We start from the raw sequence: 19,853 nt of genomic DNA on the forward strand, positions 1-19,853 counted from the left end.
ATTAAAGATTAGCTGGTTGCGAAGCCTCTTTTGAACTTATCGATCGCTTCTTTGAGGGCAGCTTCGTTATCTGCAGTCAAGTCCTTGGTATCCGTAATGGACTGAACGATACCGGCAGCTCCGGAATCCACAAATGCCAGGAATTCCTTCTCAAACCGTCTTACATCTTTGACCGGAATATCATCCAGGTGGCCCTTAACAGCAGTGTACAAGCTGATAACTTGATGTTCTACAGACAACGGCTGGTTAACGCCCTGTTTGAGAATTTCCATCATACGCGCACCGCGGTTCAGACGGGCCTGCGTAGACTTATCAAGATCGGAACCGAACTGGGAGAACGCCTGAAGCTCACGGTATTGAGCCAGATCCAGACGCAGGGAGCCGGCAACCTTCTTCATCGCTTTGATCTGTGCCGAACCGCCTACACGGGATACGGAGATACCGACGTTGATCGCCGGACGCTGACCGGAGTAGAACAGGTCGGATTCAAGGAAGATCTGGCCGTCAGTGATCGAGATTACGTTCGTAGGAATGTAAGCTGATACGTCGGAAGCCTGTGTTTCGATGAAAGGAAGGGCGGTTAATGAACCACCACCAAGCTCGTCGCTAAGCTTGGCTGCACGCTCCAGAAGGCGGGAGTGCAGATAGAATACGTCACCCGGGAATGCTTCACGGCCCGGTGGACGGCGGAGCAGCAGGGACAACTCACGGTATGCAGAGGCTTGCTTCGAAAGGTCATCATAGATGACAAGCACGTGCTCGCCTTTGTACATGAAGTATTCGCCCATTGCGCAGCCTGCGTATGGAGCGATATACAGCAGCGGGGACGGCTCGGAGGCCGAAGCCGTTACAACGATTGTGTAATCCAGCGCGCCATGACGGCGTAGGGTTTCCACAACCTGAGCTACTGTAGATTGCTTCTGGCCGATGGCTACATAGATACATTTCATGCCATTGCCTTTTTGGTTGATAATCGCATCAATAGCGATTGCTGTTTTACCGGTCTGACGGTCACCGATGATCAGCTCGCGCTGTCCGCGGCCGATTGGCACCATCGCGTCGATAGCTTTAAGACCTGTCTGCATAGGCTCATGTACCGATTTACGGTCGATAACGCCTGGTGCATTATTTTCGACCGGACGGAATTCTGTTGTTGCAATCGGGCCTTTGCCGTCCAGCGGCTGACCCAGAGGATTTACTACACGGCCCAGCAGGGCTTCGCCTACAGGAACCTGCATAATTTGTCCGGTACGTTTTACTTGATCGCCTTCGCGAATTGCTGTGTACTCACCCAGGATAACAACACCGACGTTGCTTTCTTCCAGGTTGAGCGCCATGCCCACTACTCCGTTGGAGAACTCCAGCAGTTCCCCTGCCATCGCGTTTTCCAGACCGTAGACACGGGCGATACCGTCGCCGACTTGAATGACGGTGCCGATTTCGGCCACTTCAATATCGGCTTTATATTGCTCAATTTGACTTTTGATCAAACTGCTGATCTCTTCAGGTCTAATGCTCAATATCCTCACCCCTATCTTCTATGCTTATCATTAAAAGATTTCTCAAGACGTGCAAGCTTGCCCGCGAGGCTGCCATCATACAGCGTATCGCCGATAACGACCTTCAATCCACCGAGCAGACTTGGATCAACGAGATTCGTAACACGAATCTTCCGTTTGGTAAGCTGGCTGAATTCCCGGGCTACAGTATCCTGTTCCGCCTGGCTCAGTGCATAAGTAGAGTAGACAGTCGCATCGCCGATACCCTGGGCTTCGCCTTCTATCTTCACGTATGCTTCCAGCAAATCTGCAAAAATATCGGTTCTGCCCCGTTCTACCAGCAGCTCTACCGTATTCAGTACCGTATCAGAGAGCTTGCCCTGAAGTCCGGTGCGCAGCACCTTCAGCTTGTCGGACTGTGAAATGCGCGGTGCAAGAATAAACCGCTTCACCTCTTCATCAAGATGGAGCACCTCGACTACCGTCTTCAGCTGTTCTTCAACCTCAAGCGTATTGCCCTTCTCTACCGCAGCACTGTACAAGGCTTTGGCATAACGTTTGGCAACTACCGCACTGCCGCTCATGGCCGGCCTCCTACCTCTTTGAGGTATTGATTAACAAGCTGCTCCTGCTCGCCATCAGCCTTAACTTCTTTTTCAAGCAGCTTGGAGGCAATCCGGACGGAAGCAGCACCAAGCTCCCCGCGCAGCGCTTCCACTGCCTTGTTCTTTTCATTAGCAATATCACGGACAGCCTCATCTTTAAGACGGGCAGCCTCATTCTTAGCCTGATCGATCAGCTTGTCAGCCTGGTTAAGGCTGGTAGCCTGCGATTGCTGGATAATCTGCTGAGCTTCCTCGCGCGCCTTCTGCAAGGCTTGCTTCTGCTCTTCTACATAAGCGACCGCCTGCTCTCTGGTCTTAGCCGCTTCGTCCATCTGCTGCAGCACAAGTTCACGGCGTTTCTCCATGATTCCGAACAATTTGCTGAAAGCAAATTTACTGAGCAGGATATACAGGATTACAAATGCGACAATTGAAAATACTATGTTAGTCCATACTATAGTCACTGTGGTCACTCCTTTCCGTTACCGCGGTGTGCGGATATATACAAAAGTAAGGCGCGGATGGCACTAGCCCTCCCCGCCAAACCGTAAGAACGGTTTATTATGAAAACATGATCAAGAATGCAATAACTGTTGCCGCCAAAGGAATAACTTCGACGATACCTACACCGATAAACATTGTAGTCTGCAGGGCGTTACGAGCTTCCGGCTGACGGGCGATAGATTCAACCGTTCTACTTACGATCATACCGTTACCCAGACCTGCGCCGAGTGCGCCCAAACCAACCGCGATTGCTGCTGCCAAAAATTCCATTGAAAATATCCTCCTTTAATTTCGGTTCATTTTTTGTGGTTTTAATGATATAAAAATCTCCCGCGAAAACCCCATGGCAATTGCCGCTCAGTCTCACGGCAGTTCATTAATGCGCTTCTTCTTCGTGAATGGTCATCTGTGCGATGTACACCATCGTCAGAATGGTGAAAATAAACGCCTGGAGTGCCCCGACAAAAATACTGAAGCCTTGCCAGACTGCCAGGAACGGTATACTTACTATTCCCAGCTTGAGAATTACAGTGATCAGAACCTCACCGGCAAAGATATTCGCGAACAAACGAATAGCCAGTGCAACCGGCTTAGCCAGGTTTTCGATGATGTTGAGCGGCAGGAAAATCGGAAACGGCTCAATGTAGTGCTTGAAATAATGCTTGCCGTTCTGCTTGATGCCCAGGAAGTTCATCAGTACGAAAACGATGATCGCGAGTCCGGCAGTAATGTTGATGTCGGCAGTCGGTGACTTATACCAGAGCAGCTCAACATGGTCGCCGTGCGCCAGATTTTTGGTCGCATCAATCACGTGTCCAAAAATATATACTGGCTCATGGGCCTCAGTGATAAAGGAAAAAGGCAGACCCAGGAGATTGGAGACAAAGATAAACAGTATCAGCGTCAATCCCAGTGATATGTACGGCTTGCCCTTTTTCAGGTCCATTGCACTGCTGATAATCCCTTGTACGAACTCAACTACCCACTCCATAAAATTCTGGAGTCTGGACGGATTATCGACAGACAGGTTGCGGACAGACAGCATCACCAGAACAAAAACAACAACAGAACTGATTAGCAGTGTCAGTACAGCAGATAGATCAATTGGTATGCTGCCAAGATAGATTATTGGCATTTCATGCATGGTATCATCCCCCTTTCCCTTTAATCTTACATCTTGTTCTTTACACTTAAATAAATCCCTACCGGAATAGAGAGAAGCTGGGGAATAAAGACTCCAGCAATAGTAGCCTCAAGCGAGAAATGCTCAATCTTGACCGAGAACATAGTGACCAGAATGGCAAAGCTGATCCGTGTTACAAACCCGAGACTGAAAGCCTTCCCCTCATTATTTGCAACCGATTCAGCTACCCGCCGCACCTTTACGGCCAGATAACGGAAATTCACTATACCCGCAAGCAAACCGAGTGTCATCCCCAGTGTGACTGCACGGGTTTCATGATGAAGAGCATATCCCATCAGCAATCCGGCCATGAGTACAAATGTGACTCTTGTTACGGCATTGATCATGGGAGTCATATTATCCATTTTGCTCCCCCAGAAATTTTTTAATTAACAGGACGACGTTAATAATTCCCAGAGCCATTCCGGAAATCGCGCCGATTGCAACCCAGAATTCAGGGCCGTCAATCTGGCGTTGAAGCCACCTTGCTGCAAAGATACCTATCATAATGTAAGCGGCAAGCAAAGTGCCTGCACTTGCAATCACCAGAGCGGTTTTTCCCAGCCCGGCTTCACGCTTCGGCTCTTTCATAGGCTACAATCCCAACTAATTTTACTGAATATCCAGACTCTTTGTCAATTCACCGAAAATTGCCCAAAAGTGCATGAAAACATGAAAATAATCACAGCATTTTTATTCAAAACCATACAAACCGTACAGTTTCACTGTATGCTGTATTTTCATTTTCGTATATTAGTAATTTTAGCCTTTTACCTCATTTGTGAACGTTTTATGAAATTCTTCTGGACGATCGGCATTTACACCGAAATGGTGCTTAATCGCATTGACAATTCTTTCAGAAGCTTTGCCGTCTCCATACGGGTTGGCGGCCCGGCTCATCGACTGGTAAAGTGCCTGATCAGTCAGCAGAGCATGTGTCCGTTGATACACCTTCTCCTCGTCCGTCCCCACAAGCTCCAAAGTTCCGGCCTCGATCCCTTCCGGGCGCTCAGTCGTATCACGCAGCACGAGCACAGGAACTCCAAAGGAGGGAGCTTCCTCCTGCAGGCCGCCGGAATCGGTCAAAATCAGGTGGGTATGCGGATAAAAATTGTGCAGGTCAACAACATCCAGCGGATCGATCAGCTTGATTCTCGGATGTCCGCCCAGGATCTCATGCGCCGGTTCCTTGACTGCAGGACTCGGATGCACAGGATAGACAATAGCGACATCTTCAAACTCATCAGCGATTCTTTTGACAGCACGGAAAATATGACGGTGCGGTTCGCCTTGAGACTCCCTGCGGTGCGCCGTCATCAGAATTAATCTTTTTCCCGCCGCAAAATCGAGCACCGGATGCCGGTAGTCCGGCTGTACGGTATATTGAAACACATCGGTTACGGTGTTGCCTGTGATATAGATACTTGACTCTTTTTTGTTCTCGTGTCTCAAATTCCCTGCAGACCAGTCAGTCGGAGCAAAGTGTAAATCAGCCAAAACCCCTGTTAATTGACGGTTCATTTCCTCAGGATATGGAGACAGCTTGTTCCAGGTCCGTAGTCCCGCCTCTACATGTCCAACCTGAATCTGCTGGAGGAAGGAGGCATAACTGGCCAGGAAGGTTGTCAGTGTATCACCATGGACAAGTACCAGATCCGGCTTGGCTTCACGGAGAACAGGCTCAAGCCCCTCCAGCACACGGATAGTGATTTCATTAAGCGTCTGCCGGTCCTTCATTACGTCCAGATCATAATCGGGAACGATTTTGAACACTTCCAGTACCTGATCAAGCAGCTCACGATGCTGTGCGGTTACACACACAACTGACTCGATATGTTCAGGATGCTTGTTCAGCTCAAGTACGAGCGGCGCCATTTTGATAGCTTCCGGACGCACGCCGAAGATAGTCATTACCTTTATTTTCTTAGTCATTTCCCCACCCCTTTCTACTATATAGGTAGCAAGCCGCACAGACAGAAGTCTGCGCCGCTATTCTCTAATACTCCGTTACGTCCTATTTGGTTCCGTATAAACGGTCTCCGGCATCCCCGAGTCCCGGAATAATGTATCCGTGATCATTCAGGTGATCATCAAGCGCAGCTACGTAAATATCAACATCAGGGTGAGCAGCCTGTACAGCCGCAACGCCTTCCGGAGCAGCGATCAGGTTCATCATCTTGATCTGGGTACAGCCGCGGTTCTTCAGCGACGTGATTGCCGCAATAGCAGAGCCGCCTGTAGCCAGCATCGGATCGATTACAATCAGTTCACGCTCCTGTACATCAGTAGGAAGCTTAATGTAATATTCAACCGGCTGCAGCGTTTCCGGATCACGGAACAGGCCTACATGGCCTACCTTGGCTGCAGGCAGCAATTTGAGAACGCCCTCAGTCATTCCAAGACCGGCGCGGAGAATCGGAATCAGCCCGAGCATTCTGCCCGAAATAACCTTGCTCTCTGTTTCTGCTACCGGTGTTTGTACAGTGATTGTCTCCAGCGGAATATCCCGTGTAATTTCATAAGCCATAAGTGTCGCCACTTCATCTACATGCTCTCTGAATTCTTTTGTGTTGGTCCGCACATCGCGGATAAATGTCAGTTTGTGCTGAATCAAAGGATGATCGCAAATTACCAATTTTCCCATTTCTGTCCCTCCGGTAAATGTAAGTCTTGTCAGCCGCAGAAAGCGCTTTTGCCGCTTCTGAGGCTAAATCTTGTCTATTATATCATCACCGGAGGTGTATTTCACCTCCGAAGGGAAAGTAGCTGCATAAAACTGCAGCTCCTCCTGAAGCCTGTAAAGACAAGTCTAGGCTTATTCCTCAATCTCTCAGGATATAAACCGAGCCTTAGTGTATGCTATTTCACCTTTTTAATACCATTCACATTTTTTTCACTGTTTTTATTGAAATTTCCATGAACTTTCATGGATATTTCATGGAATTTATCGACAATTTCCGCGTTTAAATTGTGAACATTATGCAACTTTACACCTTAGCAATAAAAAAAGCCCCGGCAAAGACCTTCAAAAAACAGTCTTTGCCGAGGCGTAATTCCGCTCCATAAGCTGAAGCCGGATTAGTTATTAGTATTGCAAACCAGGATAGATCGGGAATTTCTCGGTAAGCTCAGCTACCTCGCGGGCCGCTTCACTCAGCACCGTCTCATCCTTAGGATTCTTCAACACCTTGGCAATAATGCGGCCGATGACGCTCATCGCCTGCTCGTCCATTCCGCGGGACGTAACCGCCGGCGTACCGATGCGGATACCGCTTGTTACAAACGGGCTGGTCGGATCAAACGGAATAGCATTTTTATTTACGGTAATTCCGATGGAATCCAGCACCTTCTCTGCATCTTTACCGGTAATATTCAGGTTACGGGTATCCAGCAGCATCAGGTGGTTGTCTGTACCGCCGGAAACGATATTAATACCTTCACCGATCAGCGTTTCCGAGAGTACCTTGGCGTTCTTTACAACATTCTGGGCATAGGTCTTGAAGGATGGCTGCAGTGCTTCACCAAAGGATACGGCTTTGGATGCAATAACATGCATCAGCGGTCCGCCCTGGGAGCCCGGGAACACAGCCTTATCAATAGCAGCAGCCCAAGGCTGTCTGCACAGGATCATCCCTCCGCGCGGTCCGCGCAGCGTTTTGTGGGTTGTTGTTGTAACAAAATGGGCATGCGGCACAGGGCTAGGGTGGAGTCCGGCAGCAACGAGGCCGGCAATGTGCGCCATATCAACCATAAACAGCGCACCGACATCATTTGCAATCTTGCCAAGCGCTTCGAAATCAATTGTCCGCGGATAGGCGCTTGCTCCGGCAACAATCAGCTTAGGACGGTGCTTGAATGCAGCTTTGCGCACTTCGTCGTAATCAATCAGGAATGTATCTTCCTGTACACCATAAGCCACAAAGTTATACAGCAAGCCGGAGGCATTAACCGGACTGCCGTGCGTCAAATGACCGCCATGGGCCAGGTTCATACCCAGTACAGTATCTCCAGGATTCAGCGCAGCCAGATAGACCGCCATATTCGCCTGGGCACCGGAATGCGGCTGAACATTGACATGCTCGGCACCGAACAGCTCCTTGGCACGGTCGCGGGCAAGGTTCTCCACGATGTCTACATCTTCACAGCCGCCATAGTAGCGTTTGCCGGGATAGCCTTCGGCATATTTATTCGTAAGCACAGAACCCATTGCTTCCATTACAGCTTCACTGACGATATTCTCTGATGCAATAAGCTCGATGTTGGCACGCTGACGGCTCAGCTCCAGCCCCATTGCTTCCAGTACTGCCGGGTCACTCTTGCGCAATTGTTCCATGATTTCTTACTTCCTCCCTGTATTGCTCATAATTTTATGTGGTGTTAAATCAAAACCTCTGGCTGACTGCTGTACGATGCTGCAATTTTTATTCCGCGGGTTTAATCACACTGCGGGGAGCCGCTGGTCTCCTGTGTGCGGTAGACCGCACGTTCACCGCCGATCAGCGGCGGTCTGCTGAAGGCGGCATTCACTCTGGCTAAGCCGATATACCGCAGGCTTGGCCGGAAAGGCACAGCCACCCGCCGGAGATGCATGCCGATCAGCGTCTCGCCGATATCAATGCCGGCATGGGCCTCTACTGTCTCGGCCAGAACCGGATCTTCCATGGAGCCGTAGGCTGCTGCAGCCATCGAACCGCCGGCGCCGGGAACCGGCACAGCCGAAACCTCCCTCAGACCCAGAGCTTCCAGCAGGGAACGTTCCATAACCAGTGAGCGGTTCAAATGTTCACAGCACTGGTATACAGTATGGAAGCCCCGCTCATCTGCTATCCGGCGTATTCCCTGCAGCAGCTGCTGCGCCACATCCAGGGCACCGCCGGTGCCGATCCGTACACCCGCAACTTCACTGGTGCTGGCCCCGACTACAAGAATCCTGCCGGGCCCAAGCTTACCGGCTTCCGCCAGCTCGCCCACAACCACAGCAGCTGCCTCTGACAGCGAAAGCTCCGCACCCGCCGGAGACTCCCCCTGCCCTGATATACTGCCTGCTGCGCGTTCTTCCGGCGAGTCCTGCTTCATGACCTCATCCATCGCTTACGCCTCCTCCAAGCACTCATTATGTCAATTTAAACAAAAAAGAGCAGTCCGCAGGTGGCTGCGGATGTGCTCTTTTGCCCAGGCGACCGGCCGTTTATTCCAGTGCTCCATCGTGGTTTCATCCACACTTGTCGCCAGTCACACCGGAACCGGGTAATATTTATTACATCTTAATGGATAGCCTGCAAAAAATCAACCTTCTTTACAAACGGCGTAAGGACTCTAATTTGTCGAGCAGACTGTAAAGCGCAGTCCGGATCTCGGCAGCGGCAAGCTCATAATCCTCACGGGAGCCGCCAAACGGATCAGAGATATCGAAGCTCGGAATCCGCTGCCGGATTTCAATAATCCGCTGCAGGTCTGCTGATTTGGGCTCCCGGCCGAGTGCGACAGAGAGCTCTGCCTCCGCGTACAGGCTGTCCAGCTCCTTAATATCGCCGTTTACAGAGTCCTCATTATATACATATTCCTTGAGTGTGTGAGTTTTGGATACCGCCTCCGGGAAATACTGCAGCAGATGCCGTTTATGCCCGCCGGTCAGCGTCAGCACCAGGTCCGCCCAGTTCACGGCCTCCGCACTAAGCTGGGTGGAGCTCATCGGATCGTTAATTCCTTCCTCGCGCAGAATCGCTGCGGCATGTCTGGATACGGATGTGCCGGAAATGGCGGAAACGCCTGCAGACCGTACTGCAAGCTCGATGCCCCGCTCCTTTGCCAGCTTCCTTAAAAGCCCCTCAGCCATAGGACTGCGGCATGTATTGCCGGTGCAGACGAATAAAATATTCAGCATGCTTTCCACCTCCATGAAGGATAATATAAAATTCTGATGCCGTTATTGTATCAGAAGATGAACAGCAAGCCAAACCCCAAAAGAATCGCTCCGCCCAGCGCCTCACCGTAATCACCAAGCCCGCGGCTGACATGCCTTCCCAGTAGCAAACCGGTAATAGCCATGAAACCGCCGCAGACTCCAAAGGCCAGTACGGTTAAAATAATACTGTCCACGAACATCCCCAGGGATACCCCTACAGAGAAGGAATCAATACTCACACTCAGTGAAATAAGCAGCATGCCCCAGAAGGTGCGGTGATCCATCGGCCGGCTTGTGTTTTCCTCTTTGCGGAAAGTGTTCCAGACCATATGCCCGCCCAGCAGAATTAGCAGTCCTCCGGCTGCATATGTCGTTACTTGTCCCAGCAAATGGCCTACGTAACTGCCGGTGAACAAACCGAGCAGAGGCATCAGTACATGAAAAAAAGCAATCAGCAGGCTGAGCTGCAGTACATGCAACAGACGGATGCCCTTCATTCCAATCCCCACGCCCAGCGAAAAGGCATCCATCCCCAGTGCAATTGCCATGATGGCAATCGTTACAAGCTGGCCCCAGCCAGCATAAACCCCCGCCATGCCCATACCCCCAAAGTCTGAATGTCTTGTACAACAACGATATGCAGACAATGGGACAATCATGACTGGGGAGAGGCTGTGCGCACAATAAACGGCCCCATCCAGGACGGGGCCGAAGCTGCTATATTACTATGACCAAATATTCATAATTCCGGATCAGGCCCACAGCCCGCTAATCCAATTCCATAGATTCTTCAGCATATCCCAGAGGAAGAAACGCACCTCCGGCGCTTCTGCTTCGCCGCCGTCTGCAGCTGCCGCTGTTTGTTTTAAACTATTATCATTGTTATCCGCAGTCTTATTATTCATGCTTGTCTCAGCTCCGGCAGCCGAAGCAACTCCTGTTCCTTTAGCGGCGGCGTCACCAGTACCTGCATCAATGAAGCAGAGCGGCGGAAACAGCACGCACCACCAGTTTTGTCCTTTTCCCGCTCCCAGCGTAATCCGCACGGCTTCATACTCACCAGCCGGATATACTGTTCCGCCATACAGCTTGGTCGGGAATGGCACGACACCGAGCTCGACCTGGAAATCATAATCAATTCCCCGCTGCAGCAGTTCCCGGGCAACCAGCTCATTCAGCTCCGGTAAATGGCTTTTGATCAAAGCCCGTGCCTGTTCCAGACTTTGCGGGTCCTCCAGTCCGGAAACCCACTGGTTCATCTGCTCCACCACGGCATCGCGGATCTGGCGTTTGACCAGCTGATCCCCGGCTCCGTCAGAATTAGCAAGAATGCGCAGACGGATCGATTCCTGCGGAATAGCCGACTCTGCTACAGCCGCATCGCTTTTTTGTCCTTCCCAGACCATCATCAGCACCATCAGAAAAGAAAATAAAATGGCAGTATGCTTAAAAGTAACGCGTAAGGCTTCCTGTCTCTCCGGCGAGAATAATTTCATTTCCTGCAGCCCCTCTCCCTGAACCTCTTATACTCCCAGTATGTCCGGAAATGAGAGACTGCAAACCTATTAAACTATTAAAAGTTTATCTCCTGCTTAAAAATACATTGCGGGGACAGGCAGCTCCTCCTCCACATCCCGGCCGTATATATGCACACTCATGGCAATGCCCATACTCGCCATATTAATCAGAACCGAAGTGCCCCCAAAGCTGATGAACGGCAGCGTAATACCCGTAAGCGGCATCAGGCCGATATAGGCTCCGATATTCTCCAGAATCTGATACAGCAGCATCGCAATTATGCCAATGATCAGAAAAGGCCCGGCCTTATCCTTGCATTCCAACGCGAATAGAATCATCCGGTGAATCAGGATAAAAAACAGCATCAGCAGCACCGCTGCGCCAATAAACCCGAATTCCTCAGCAATTTGCGCAAAAATGGCATCAGAGTACAGCACTGGTATTTTATTAGACTGGACTGAACTGCCCTCAAGATAACCTTCCCCGCTCAGGCCGCCTGAGCCAATAGCGATCCGCGCATTTCGCGTCTGGTAGCTGTCATCACTGCTGGCCCGCTCCGGCACCAGCCAGGGGTCAAAGCGTTTGATAAAATGCTCCCGGCCGATCGTTGCGCTCAAAAAATCCGCCGTTTGCTCATGATAGTTAATATAGCTGTAAACAAAAGCCCCAAAAGCGCCTCCGGCTATCAGCAGCCCGATCAGCGCGTGTGAAGCCTTGATCCTGCCTATCCACAACAGGCCGACGAGAATAACCATATAGCTAAGGGCATTCCCCATGTCATTCTGGAGAATAACGATACCAAACGGCAGCAGGCCAACCAGGCTAAGCGGTACAACATCACGCCAGAACCGGAGTTGGCTCCGGCCAAGCCGGACCAGCAGGGCCGACAGCGCCAAAATCAGAATCAGCTTGAACAGTTCAGCCGGCTGGAAGCTGAAGCCCCCAATTTCCAGCCAGGCTCTGGCGCCAAACTTTACGGTTCCAAACAAACTGACCAGCACTAGAATCCCGATCCCCAGAATGTAAATATATATTGCATACCTGACCAGAATCCGGTAATCGAATAAGGATAATCCGAAAAAAACGACAAAGCCCGCCGCGTAATATTGGGCCATCTGGATATGGAAGCCGTCCTCAGCCCGGCCATGGGTAACGCTGTATATCGACAACATGCTGACAGCCATCAGCAGGAGCAGCACGATTACGATTATCCCGTCTATCTTTTTAATTCTTTGCAGCATCTGGCGGACTCCTATCAGTACAGGAAATAACTTCTAATTCCCATATTAAAGCATGCCGCTGCCAAAATACAAATGTACGGGTATTCACCAGCCAAATAAAAAAAACTGCCGGAGCCCCAGTTCCGAGGTCCGGCAGTTTTCATTATCCCGTCTTTAATTATCCTTGCTTAGCGGCAGCCGGGTAGACAGCAGGAGCCGGCAGATCCTCCTCCACTTCCTGCCCGTGCAGGCGAACACTCATGATAAGGCCGATACTTGCCATATTAATCATCAGTGAGGTTCCCCCGAAGCTGATGAACGGCAGCGTAATCCCCGTGAGCGGCATCAGGCCGATAAATGCACCGATATTTTCAAATATCTGATACAGAATCATCGCCACAACACCGACAATCAGAAAAGGTCCGCTGCGGTCCTTGGCCTCCAGGGCTATCAGAATCATCCGGTGAATCAGGATAAAATACAGCAGCAGCAGCAGAGCAGAGCCGACAAAGCCGAACTCCTCGGCAATCTGCACAAAGATCGAGTCAGAATACGTATACGGTACGCGGTCGGTCTGCACCGAGCTTCCGTTCATATAACCCTCCCCGCTCATGCCGCCTGAGGCTATAGCCAGCTTCGCATTCTTGGTGTGGTAACTGGCTTTAGCCGTCGCTTTTTCAGGGACGAGCCAAGGGTCAAACCGTTCAACCCAGTGCGAACGGCCGATATCGGTCAGAAAGGTCTTCAGCTCATCGTGATAATGGATATAACTCATTATTCCGGCAATTGCCGTTCCCGCTACGAGCACAATTCCGATCAGCGCATGCGAGAATTTGATATTTCCGATCCACAGCAGGCCGGCCAAAATGACGATATAAGACAAGGCATTACCAAGGTCGTTCTGGCTGATTACAATCACGAACGGCAGTAGAGTCAATAGCCCGAGCGGCACGACATCCTTCCAGAACAGCAGCTTGTTCTTATTTTTGCGGAACAGCACCGCCGCCAGAAACAGAATCAGGATCAGCTTAAACAGCTCCGCCGGCTGGATGCTCAGGCTTCCGATCTTCAGCCAGCCCTGGGCACCATTCTGGGTTTTGCCGATAAAACTGACCAGCACCAGAATTCCGATACCGGTTATATAGATATAAAGTGCATATTTGACGATCAGCCGGTAATCAATGAACGTCATGCCCAGAAAAGCAACCAGGCCAAGGATATAGAACTTGATCATTTTAATATGATGACCGTTCAGGCCGTCTCTTCCGTGGGTCACACTGTATATAGAGAGAATGCTGATAACCATCAGCAGCAATAGAACGACTACGATAACGCCGTCAATCTTTTTAATCTTCTGAAGCATATCCTGTCTCCTTACTCGTTACTTGAGCTTCCACTTCAGCAGCTGTAGAAGTCCGTTCATTCTTATTGTAAAGGAAGGGGCAGCAAAAATACAATTTCACCGCCGGCTGTTCTTCTAACAGCGGGGGCGGTGAAAGATAGAGAATTACATTCGTGTAATGCGCGTTAGCTCAGTGTAAGGCTCACGGCCTGCGGCTGAGATGCAGGGGCTCAAGCAGAGGCACTTAGCGCGCGATGCCCAACACGTGGCGGGGGATGCCGGCGAGATCGTCGATGGTGACGATCTCGGTCCAGTGGCCCGCCGCGCGCAGCAGCGCGGCCACATCGCCGGCCTGTCCCTGGCCGAGCTCAAAGCCGACCAGGCGCGGGGCTGCCGGCAGCAGCGGCAGCTGCTCCATCATGCGGCGGTACGGGTCCAGCCCGTCGTCGCCGCCGTCCAGTGCAGTGCGCGGCTCATGGTCGCGCACCTCGCGCTGCAGCCCGGCGATGTCACCGCCGGGGATGTACGGCGGGTTGGAGACGAGGATATCCGTCTCCATCCCCGCAAACGGCTCGAGCAGATCGCCGAGCCGCAGGTCCACAGCCGCGCCATGCCGCAAGGCATTGCGCGCGGCCACGGCCAGTGCGCCTGGCGAGATGTCGCCGGCGCAGACCCGCCACGCCGGCGCTTCGGCCGCCAGCGTGACGGAGATGGCTCCGCTGCCGGCGCCGATGTCGACGGCGGCCAGCGGCCTTGCGCCGTGTGCGTCGCCAGCGGACGGGACGAGCCCGTCCGGCCACAGCTCCGCACCGTACTTGAGAATAGCCTCGACGAGCAGCTCCGTCTCCGGCCGCGGAATCAGCACGTCCGGCGTTACCTCGAACGCCCGTCCGTAAAACTCCTGCTCGCCGATGATATACTGCACCGGCTCACCAGCTGCCCGCCGGCGGACTGCAGCTTCCCAGGCGTCCTTGAGCGCCGCGGGAAAAGGGTCAGCCAGCGCCATATAATAAGCGGCTCCGCTTACGCCCAGCACATGCTCCAGCAGCAGCTGGCTGCTGCGCTGCGGCTCGTTGCACCCGCTTTTGTCCAAAAAAGAAGAAGCCTCCGCAAAGGCTTCCCGGATGCTTTGCACATGAGGCATGACATATAAGCCGTGTTTCAAAGCATTATTCTCCTTTTTCCATCAATTCTGCCTGCTCAGCAATCGACAGCGCCGAAATGATGTCTGTAATTTCCCCGTTCATTACCTGCTCCAGACGGTGCAGCGTCAGGCCGATCCGGTGATCGGTTACCCGGCTCTGCGGGAAATTGTACGTGCGGATCCGCTCACTGCGGTCGCCAGTACCGACCTTGCTCTTACGTTCCCCGGCATACTTCGCTTCCTCTTCCTGCCGTTTCACATCGGAAATCCGGGCACGCAGTACCTGCAACGCCTTCTCTTTGTTGGAGTTCTGCGATTTGCCGTCCTGACAGGTAGCTACGATACCGGTAGGAATATGGGTTACGCGCACAGCAGATTTAGTCGTATTAACGGACTGTCCGCCCGCTCCGCTGGAGCAGAACGTATCAACGCGGATGTCTTTATCATGAATCTCAATTTCAAAATCTTCCGCTTCCGGCATCACTGCTACCGTTGAAGTGGAGGTATGAATCCGTCCGCCGGATTCTGTGGCTGGAATACGCTGTACGCGGTGTGCGCCGCTTTCGTACTTCATCTTACTGTAAGCACCGCGGCCGTTAATCAGGAAAATAACTTCCTTGAAGCCGCCAAGGTCGTTTGAGTTCACATCCATCAGCTCAACGCGCCAGCCTTGGGCATCGGCATAACGGGTGTACATCCGGTACAGGTCGGAGGCGAACAGCGCCGCTTCATCCCCGCCGGCCGCGCCGCGGATTTCGACGATTACGTTCTTGTCGTCATTCGGATCCTTGGGCAGCAGCAGAATGCGGATTTTCTCCTCCAGCTCGGTCTGGCGCGAGGACAGGTCCTCGATCTCCATTTTGACCATTTCTTTCATTTCATCATCAAGCTTCTCGGCCTGCATCATCTTGGCTGCCTCGAGCTCTTCCATTACATTTTTATATTCAGCATAGGCCTCAAAGGCCGGCTGCAGATCGGATTGTTCTTTGGAATAGTCCCTCAGTTTCTTACTGTCGTTTGCAACATCCGGGTCACAAAGCAGTTCACTGAGTTTCTCATAGCGGTCCGCCAATGATTGCAATCGGTCCAACAACAAGGGAATTCACCTCTCCTGATTCAATATATTTCGCTTAAATACTTAAAATTACAGGTTACAGTAACAATAGATATACGACTTTATATTATAGCACCGTTCTTGTCAGTTGGCTACAGTACGGCGTGCTGAATGCGTATATCTTTGCAAAAAAGTTTCCAGCCGCCCTATAGTATGCAGAACCCTTTGTCATTTATTCCGACGGTCCTGCAAAAAGAAGCCATTTCAGCAGCGGATACCCGCCGCAAAAATGGCTTCCTATCTTTAAGCGCTAGCAGCTGTGCAATTTACACATTGAAACGGAAATGCATAACATCGCCGTCCTGAACCAGATATTCCTTGCCTTCGAGGCGCAGCTGTCCGCGTTCTTTGGCACCGTTCATTGAACCTGCAGCGAGAAGGTCGTTGTAGGCCACAACCTCGGCACGGATAAAGCCGCGTTCGAAGTCGGTATGGATAACACCGGCAGCGCCCGGCGCCTTGGTTCCTTTGCGAATCGTCCAGGCACGGACTTCCTGCACACCGGCAGTGAAGTAAGTGTACAGACCAAGCAGCTTATAAGCCGCTTTAATCAGACGGTTCAGACCGGATTCCTGCAGACCCAGCTCTTCGAGGAACATTTCTTTGTCTTCGCCTTCCAGCTCGGCAATTTCAGCCTCAACCTTGGCACTGATCGGCACTACTTCAGCATTCTCAGCAGCTGCAAATTCACGGACCTGCTTAACGTACGGGTTCTCCTCAGCAGTTGCCACTTCATCTTCGCCCACGTTAGCTGCATACAGCACCGGCTTCAGGGTCAGCAGGTGCAGATCGCGCACGATCAGCCGCTCGTCATCCGACAGCTCCAGGCTGCGCGCCGGTTTGTCTTCGTACAAAGCTTCCTTCACACGCTCCAGCACTTCAACTTCCTGGGCGTATTTCTTGTCGCCGCCCTTGATGTTTTTGCGGGAACGCTCAATGCGCTTCTCCACGCTTTCAAGGTCAGCCAGAATCAGCTCCAGGTTAATCGTCTGGATGTCGCTGATCGGATTAACCTTACCGTCTACGTGGGTTACATTCTCATCCACAAAGCAGCGGACAACATGCACGATTGCATCCACTTCACGGATGTGGGCGAGGAACTTGTTGCCCAGGCCTTCGCCTTTGCTCGCACCGCGTACCAGTCCGGCAATATCAACAAATTCAAAAGCGGTCGGAACTGTCTTGTTCGGCTGCACCAGCTCAGTCAGCTTGTCGAGACGCTCGTCCGGCACTTCCACGACACCGACATTCGGGTCAATGGTGCAAAAAGGATAGTTAGCGGATTCCGCACCCGCTTGTGTAATTGCGTTAAACAATGTAGATTTACCAACGTTTGGCAATCCGACGATACCAGCTTTCAAAGCCATTTATATGACAACTCCTATTTTCGGTTGTATTGATCCACCGCATAATTACCGACTTGTGATCTAAACCATTATATATTAGAACAAAACCGCCAGCAACAGCGGATGTCCGGGGGGTGTGTCAGAAAAAAGGCGGGGTCCGGACGCAGACTGTACAGCCGCTTCTATGGTATGTGTAGGAAGTAATGTGCGTTTTCCCCTGATGCGTGTGCTCTTCAGTATGAAAATACGGCAAAACACATCATTCCGCCTGCCCTTGGCCCGACCCATAATTCTAACGGACTCAGATGCGCTTATTCGAGCCAAAATCCGCTTTGAGGCACGCTAACGGACTCCAACGCTCTTATTTACGGAATTTTGTCTTGGTTGTGGTCGTTTGTGAGCAGATAAGAGCGGTACAGTCCGTTAGCGCTTCCGGCCAGCCGTTGCATCAAGAAGGGCGGCCGCAACCTGCGGATACAGTTACTTAATGGGGCAATCCAACCAGCAGCTTATCTGAGTAACTCAGCTGAACACTCCTCTATCCCCCGGCATGCGGCTTTTAAACCATTACAGCTGCTATTCCTCCCGTAACCTTTGGCAGCTCATGCTGGCTGCGGTGGTTTATAACACATCCGGCCGGGATCGTACCCGCACAGGCGCAAAGTAGCTTTTGCAAAATAGACAAAAAAAGACCCCTATGGAGTCTTTCAAGTCCAAGTCCAACTTCCAGCTCCGTTAAAGCTTTTTGGACATCGTAATATCCGTAATCCCGTAGCCCATCTTCTGATACAGCTTAAAGGCGCGGTCATTATCACCGAAGACATGCAGGCCGATCCGTGTTACTCCCATGGAGCGCGCCTCCTCATCCAGCAGTGTCAGCGCCATGCTTCCATATCCGTTCCGCTGGTAAGGCTCGAAGATATAAAAATCGTAAATAAAAGCTTCCTTGCCCTGGCGGCCCTGAACCACGTTAAACCAGATGTATCCGGCCTGGTCATCGCCGGCGTTCTCGACAATGGAATATAAGTAGGCACCTTCGGTGTACAAGCCCTGCGGCAGATAGCCGCTCATCTCTTCCTGAGACAGCTGCATCGCGGTGTCCTGCTCCCAGGCTCCGATTCTTATTTTGTCCTCCGCATAATCGCGGGTTGACTGCTTTAGAAAAAATTGAAAGGTCGGTTCGTCCATCCTGACCAGCTTAATCATGTGTCCAGCACTTCCTTTATACTTCATTAATTATTGGCGCTTCAGCAGACGGGGTGTTCCCCGCAGTGCTGACAGATCGGCTGCGCCGATGCCGAACATGGCAATCCGCAGCTCCAGCTCCACCTGAGCCAGCGCCCGGTCCAGCGCCTCCTCGGACTCCACCGCCGGCCCGAGCAGGCTGCGGCCGAAGCCGGCCAGATCAGCGCCGAGTGCGAGTGCTTTGGCGGCATCCACGCCATGCTTCAGGCCGCCGCTGCCGATCAGCGCGCCGTGCGGGGCGGCCGTCCGTACCCCGCGGATGCATTCAGCTGTCGGAATGCCCCAGTCGGCGAATGCCTCCGCTGCTGCCCGCCGCACAGGGTCGGTGCTGCGGAATTTCTCCACCTGGCTCCAAGAGGTGCCGCCTGCACCGGCCACATCGATGAAAGCCACGCCGGCATTGTACAGCCTGAGCGCAGTATCACCGTCGATGCCCCAGCCAACCTCCTTGATGCCGACTGGTACCGGCAGCGCCCGGCATACTTTTTCGATTTCGGCAAGCAGGGAAGCGAATCCGGTATTGCCTTCCGGCTGGAACACTTCCTGCAGCCCGTTCAGATGCAGCACAAGCCAGTCAGCCCCGGCGATCTCAACAGCCCGCCGGCACTCCTCTACACCGAATCCGTAGGACAGCTGCACGGCCCCGATATTGGCGATAATCGGTACGCCGGGCGCCCGCTCACGTACACGGAACGTCTCGGCCAGCTCCGCCCGCTCCACGGCTGCCCGGACAGAGCCGACACCAAGCGCCCAGCCCCGGCGACCGGCGATTTCAGCCAGTCTGGCATTAATCGCGCCAGTTGCCTTGCTGCCGCCAGTCATGGAGCTGATCAGCAGCGGTGTCTGAAGCTCACGCCCCAGGAAGGCTGTGCGCAGTGAGATGTCGTCGAAATTCAGCTCAGGCAGCGCATTATGCACAAACCGGTAATCTTCCAGCCCGGTCGTAATTCCGCTGCCGCCTACGTCCTCATTCAGACAGAGCCGTACATGCTCCAGCTTGCGCTCCCCTGTTGTGGAGGAAGGCAGCAGGGACTTCTCCCCGGCAGCGACTGGCAGCTGCGGGTCCCCGCCATCTTCAGCCGATGAGGATTGTGTAATCTTATACGGCAATTGTTCCATGCTGTCTCCTCCCTTGTTCCTGATCTGCACATCCAAAACCGTAAAATGCCGGACCGGCCGGCATCTCTTTTGCCAAGAGCACGCTTCATTATAGCATCGCTGTCCGGCA

21 protein-coding genes and 1 riboswitch are annotated in these 19,853 nt (G+C 52.3%); all 21 genes read right to left on the reverse strand.

The annotated features are described in order from the left end of the window. Nucleotides 1-8 precede the first annotated feature (8 nt). Nucleotides 9-1,520, reverse strand: coding sequence for a F0F1 ATP synthase subunit alpha (atpA, locus tag NST84_RS28355; protein WP_342563348.1), 1,512 nt, complete (start codon nucleotides 1,518-1,520; stop codon nucleotides 9-11). An 11-nt stretch (nucleotides 1,521-1,531) separates the two neighbouring features. Continuing rightward, a complete protein-coding gene (locus tag NST84_RS28360) occupies nucleotides 1,532-2,083 on the reverse strand; it encodes a F0F1 ATP synthase subunit delta (RefSeq protein WP_342563349.1) in 552 nt (183 codons plus the stop codon). Continuing rightward, nucleotides 2,080-2,568 (reverse strand): F0F1 ATP synthase subunit B, encoded by a 489-nt coding sequence (gene atpF / locus NST84_RS28365; protein ID WP_342563350.1) that lies wholly within the window; start codon nucleotides 2,566-2,568, stop codon nucleotides 2,080-2,082. The genes NST84_RS28360 and atpF overlap by 4 nt, the downstream gene beginning before the upstream one ends. Nucleotides 2,569-2,665: 97 nt before the next feature. Further along, complete coding sequence (gene atpE / locus NST84_RS28370; protein ID WP_039877624.1) at nucleotides 2,666-2,878, reverse strand: F0F1 ATP synthase subunit C; 213 nt, start codon at nucleotides 2,876-2,878, stop codon at nucleotides 2,666-2,668. A gap of 106 nt (nucleotides 2,879-2,984) precedes the next feature. Next, a complete protein-coding gene (atpB, locus tag NST84_RS28375) occupies nucleotides 2,985-3,752 on the reverse strand; it encodes a F0F1 ATP synthase subunit A (RefSeq protein WP_342563351.1) in 768 nt (255 codons plus the stop codon). Between the two features lie 26 nt (nucleotides 3,753-3,778). Continuing rightward, the gene (locus tag NST84_RS28380; protein WP_342563352.1) at nucleotides 3,779-4,156 is read right to left on the reverse strand and encodes an ATP synthase subunit I; all 378 of its coding nucleotides are present in this window, start codon (nucleotides 4,154-4,156) and stop codon (nucleotides 3,779-3,781) included. Next, the gene (locus NST84_RS28385; protein WP_342563353.1) at nucleotides 4,149-4,382 is read right to left on the reverse strand and encodes an ATPase F0F1; all 234 of its coding nucleotides are present in this window, start codon (nucleotides 4,380-4,382) and stop codon (nucleotides 4,149-4,151) included. Before NST84_RS28385 ends, NST84_RS28380 begins: the two co-directional genes overlap by 8 nt. Nucleotides 4,383-4,553: 171 nt before the next feature. Beyond that, entirely contained in the window at nucleotides 4,554-5,723 is a 1,170-nt protein-coding gene (gene wecB / locus NST84_RS28390) for a UDP-N-acetylglucosamine 2-epimerase (non-hydrolyzing) (protein WP_342563354.1), read from the reverse strand. 82 nt (nucleotides 5,724-5,805) lie between these two features. After that, entirely contained in the window at nucleotides 5,806-6,435 is a 630-nt protein-coding gene (upp, locus tag NST84_RS28395) for a uracil phosphoribosyltransferase (protein ID WP_342563355.1), read from the reverse strand. 441 nt (nucleotides 6,436-6,876) lie between these two features. Continuing rightward, the gene (gene glyA / locus NST84_RS28400; RefSeq protein ID WP_342566542.1) at nucleotides 6,877-8,127 is read right to left on the reverse strand and encodes a serine hydroxymethyltransferase; all 1,251 of its coding nucleotides are present in this window, start codon (nucleotides 8,125-8,127) and stop codon (nucleotides 6,877-6,879) included. 98 nt (nucleotides 8,128-8,225) lie between these two features. After that, the gene (locus tag NST84_RS28405; RefSeq protein ID WP_342563356.1) at nucleotides 8,226-8,879 is read right to left on the reverse strand and encodes a TIGR01440 family protein; all 654 of its coding nucleotides are present in this window, start codon (nucleotides 8,877-8,879) and stop codon (nucleotides 8,226-8,228) included. Nucleotides 8,880-8,954: 75 nt separating this feature from the next. Next, a riboswitch (ZMP/ZTP riboswitch) is annotated at nucleotides 8,955-9,037 on the reverse strand. A 50-nt stretch (nucleotides 9,038-9,087) separates the two neighbouring features. Next, nucleotides 9,088-9,675, reverse strand: a complete 588-nt coding sequence (locus tag NST84_RS28410; RefSeq protein WP_342563357.1) for a low molecular weight protein arginine phosphatase — start codon at nucleotides 9,673-9,675, stop codon at nucleotides 9,088-9,090. Nucleotides 9,676-9,725: 50 nt separating this feature from the next. Beyond that, on the reverse strand, nucleotides 9,726-10,298 hold the full coding sequence (locus NST84_RS28415) for a manganese efflux pump (RefSeq protein ID WP_342563358.1): 573 nt from the start codon (nucleotides 10,296-10,298) through the stop codon (nucleotides 9,726-9,728). 150 nt (nucleotides 10,299-10,448) lie between these two features. Next, nucleotides 10,449-11,192 carry a stage II sporulation protein R gene (spoIIR, locus tag NST84_RS28420; RefSeq protein ID WP_342563359.1) on the reverse strand — a complete coding sequence of 248 codons (744 nt, stop codon included), beginning with the start codon at nucleotides 11,190-11,192 and terminating at the stop codon, nucleotides 10,449-10,451. Nucleotides 11,193-11,288: 96 nt separating this feature from the next. Next, nucleotides 11,289-12,455 (reverse strand): FtsW/RodA/SpoVE family cell cycle protein, encoded by a 1,167-nt coding sequence (locus NST84_RS28425; protein WP_342563360.1) that lies wholly within the window; start codon nucleotides 12,453-12,455, stop codon nucleotides 11,289-11,291. Nucleotides 12,456-12,612: 157 nt separating this feature from the next. Continuing rightward, on the reverse strand, nucleotides 12,613-13,797 hold the full coding sequence (locus tag NST84_RS28430; RefSeq protein WP_342563361.1) for an FtsW/RodA/SpoVE family cell cycle protein: 1,185 nt from the start codon (nucleotides 13,795-13,797) through the stop codon (nucleotides 12,613-12,615). 223 nt (nucleotides 13,798-14,020) lie between these two features. Further along, the gene (prmC, locus tag NST84_RS28435; protein ID WP_342566543.1) at nucleotides 14,021-14,920 is read right to left on the reverse strand and encodes a peptide chain release factor N(5)-glutamine methyltransferase; all 900 of its coding nucleotides are present in this window, start codon (nucleotides 14,918-14,920) and stop codon (nucleotides 14,021-14,023) included. 25 nt (nucleotides 14,921-14,945) lie between these two features. After that, nucleotides 14,946-16,013, reverse strand: coding sequence for a peptide chain release factor 1 (gene prfA, locus NST84_RS28440; protein WP_342566544.1), 1,068 nt, complete (start codon nucleotides 16,011-16,013; stop codon nucleotides 14,946-14,948). 287 nt (nucleotides 16,014-16,300) lie between these two features. Continuing rightward, nucleotides 16,301-17,401, reverse strand: coding sequence for a redox-regulated ATPase YchF (ychF, locus tag NST84_RS28445; RefSeq protein WP_342563362.1), 1,101 nt, complete (start codon nucleotides 17,399-17,401; stop codon nucleotides 16,301-16,303). 714 nt (nucleotides 17,402-18,115) lie between these two features. Continuing rightward, nucleotides 18,116-18,586 carry a GNAT family N-acetyltransferase gene (locus NST84_RS28450; protein WP_342563363.1) on the reverse strand — a complete coding sequence of 157 codons (471 nt, stop codon included), beginning with the start codon at nucleotides 18,584-18,586 and terminating at the stop codon, nucleotides 18,116-18,118. 30 nt (nucleotides 18,587-18,616) lie between these two features. Next, nucleotides 18,617-19,744 (reverse strand): type 2 isopentenyl-diphosphate Delta-isomerase, encoded by a 1,128-nt coding sequence (gene fni / locus NST84_RS28455; protein WP_342563364.1) that lies wholly within the window; start codon nucleotides 19,742-19,744, stop codon nucleotides 18,617-18,619. Nucleotides 19,745-19,853 lie beyond the last annotated feature (109 nt).

It is taken from the genome of Paenibacillus sp. FSL R7-0345 (assembly GCF_038595055.1).
Classification (GTDB): Bacteria; Bacillota; Bacilli; order Paenibacillales; family Paenibacillaceae; genus Paenibacillus_AQ.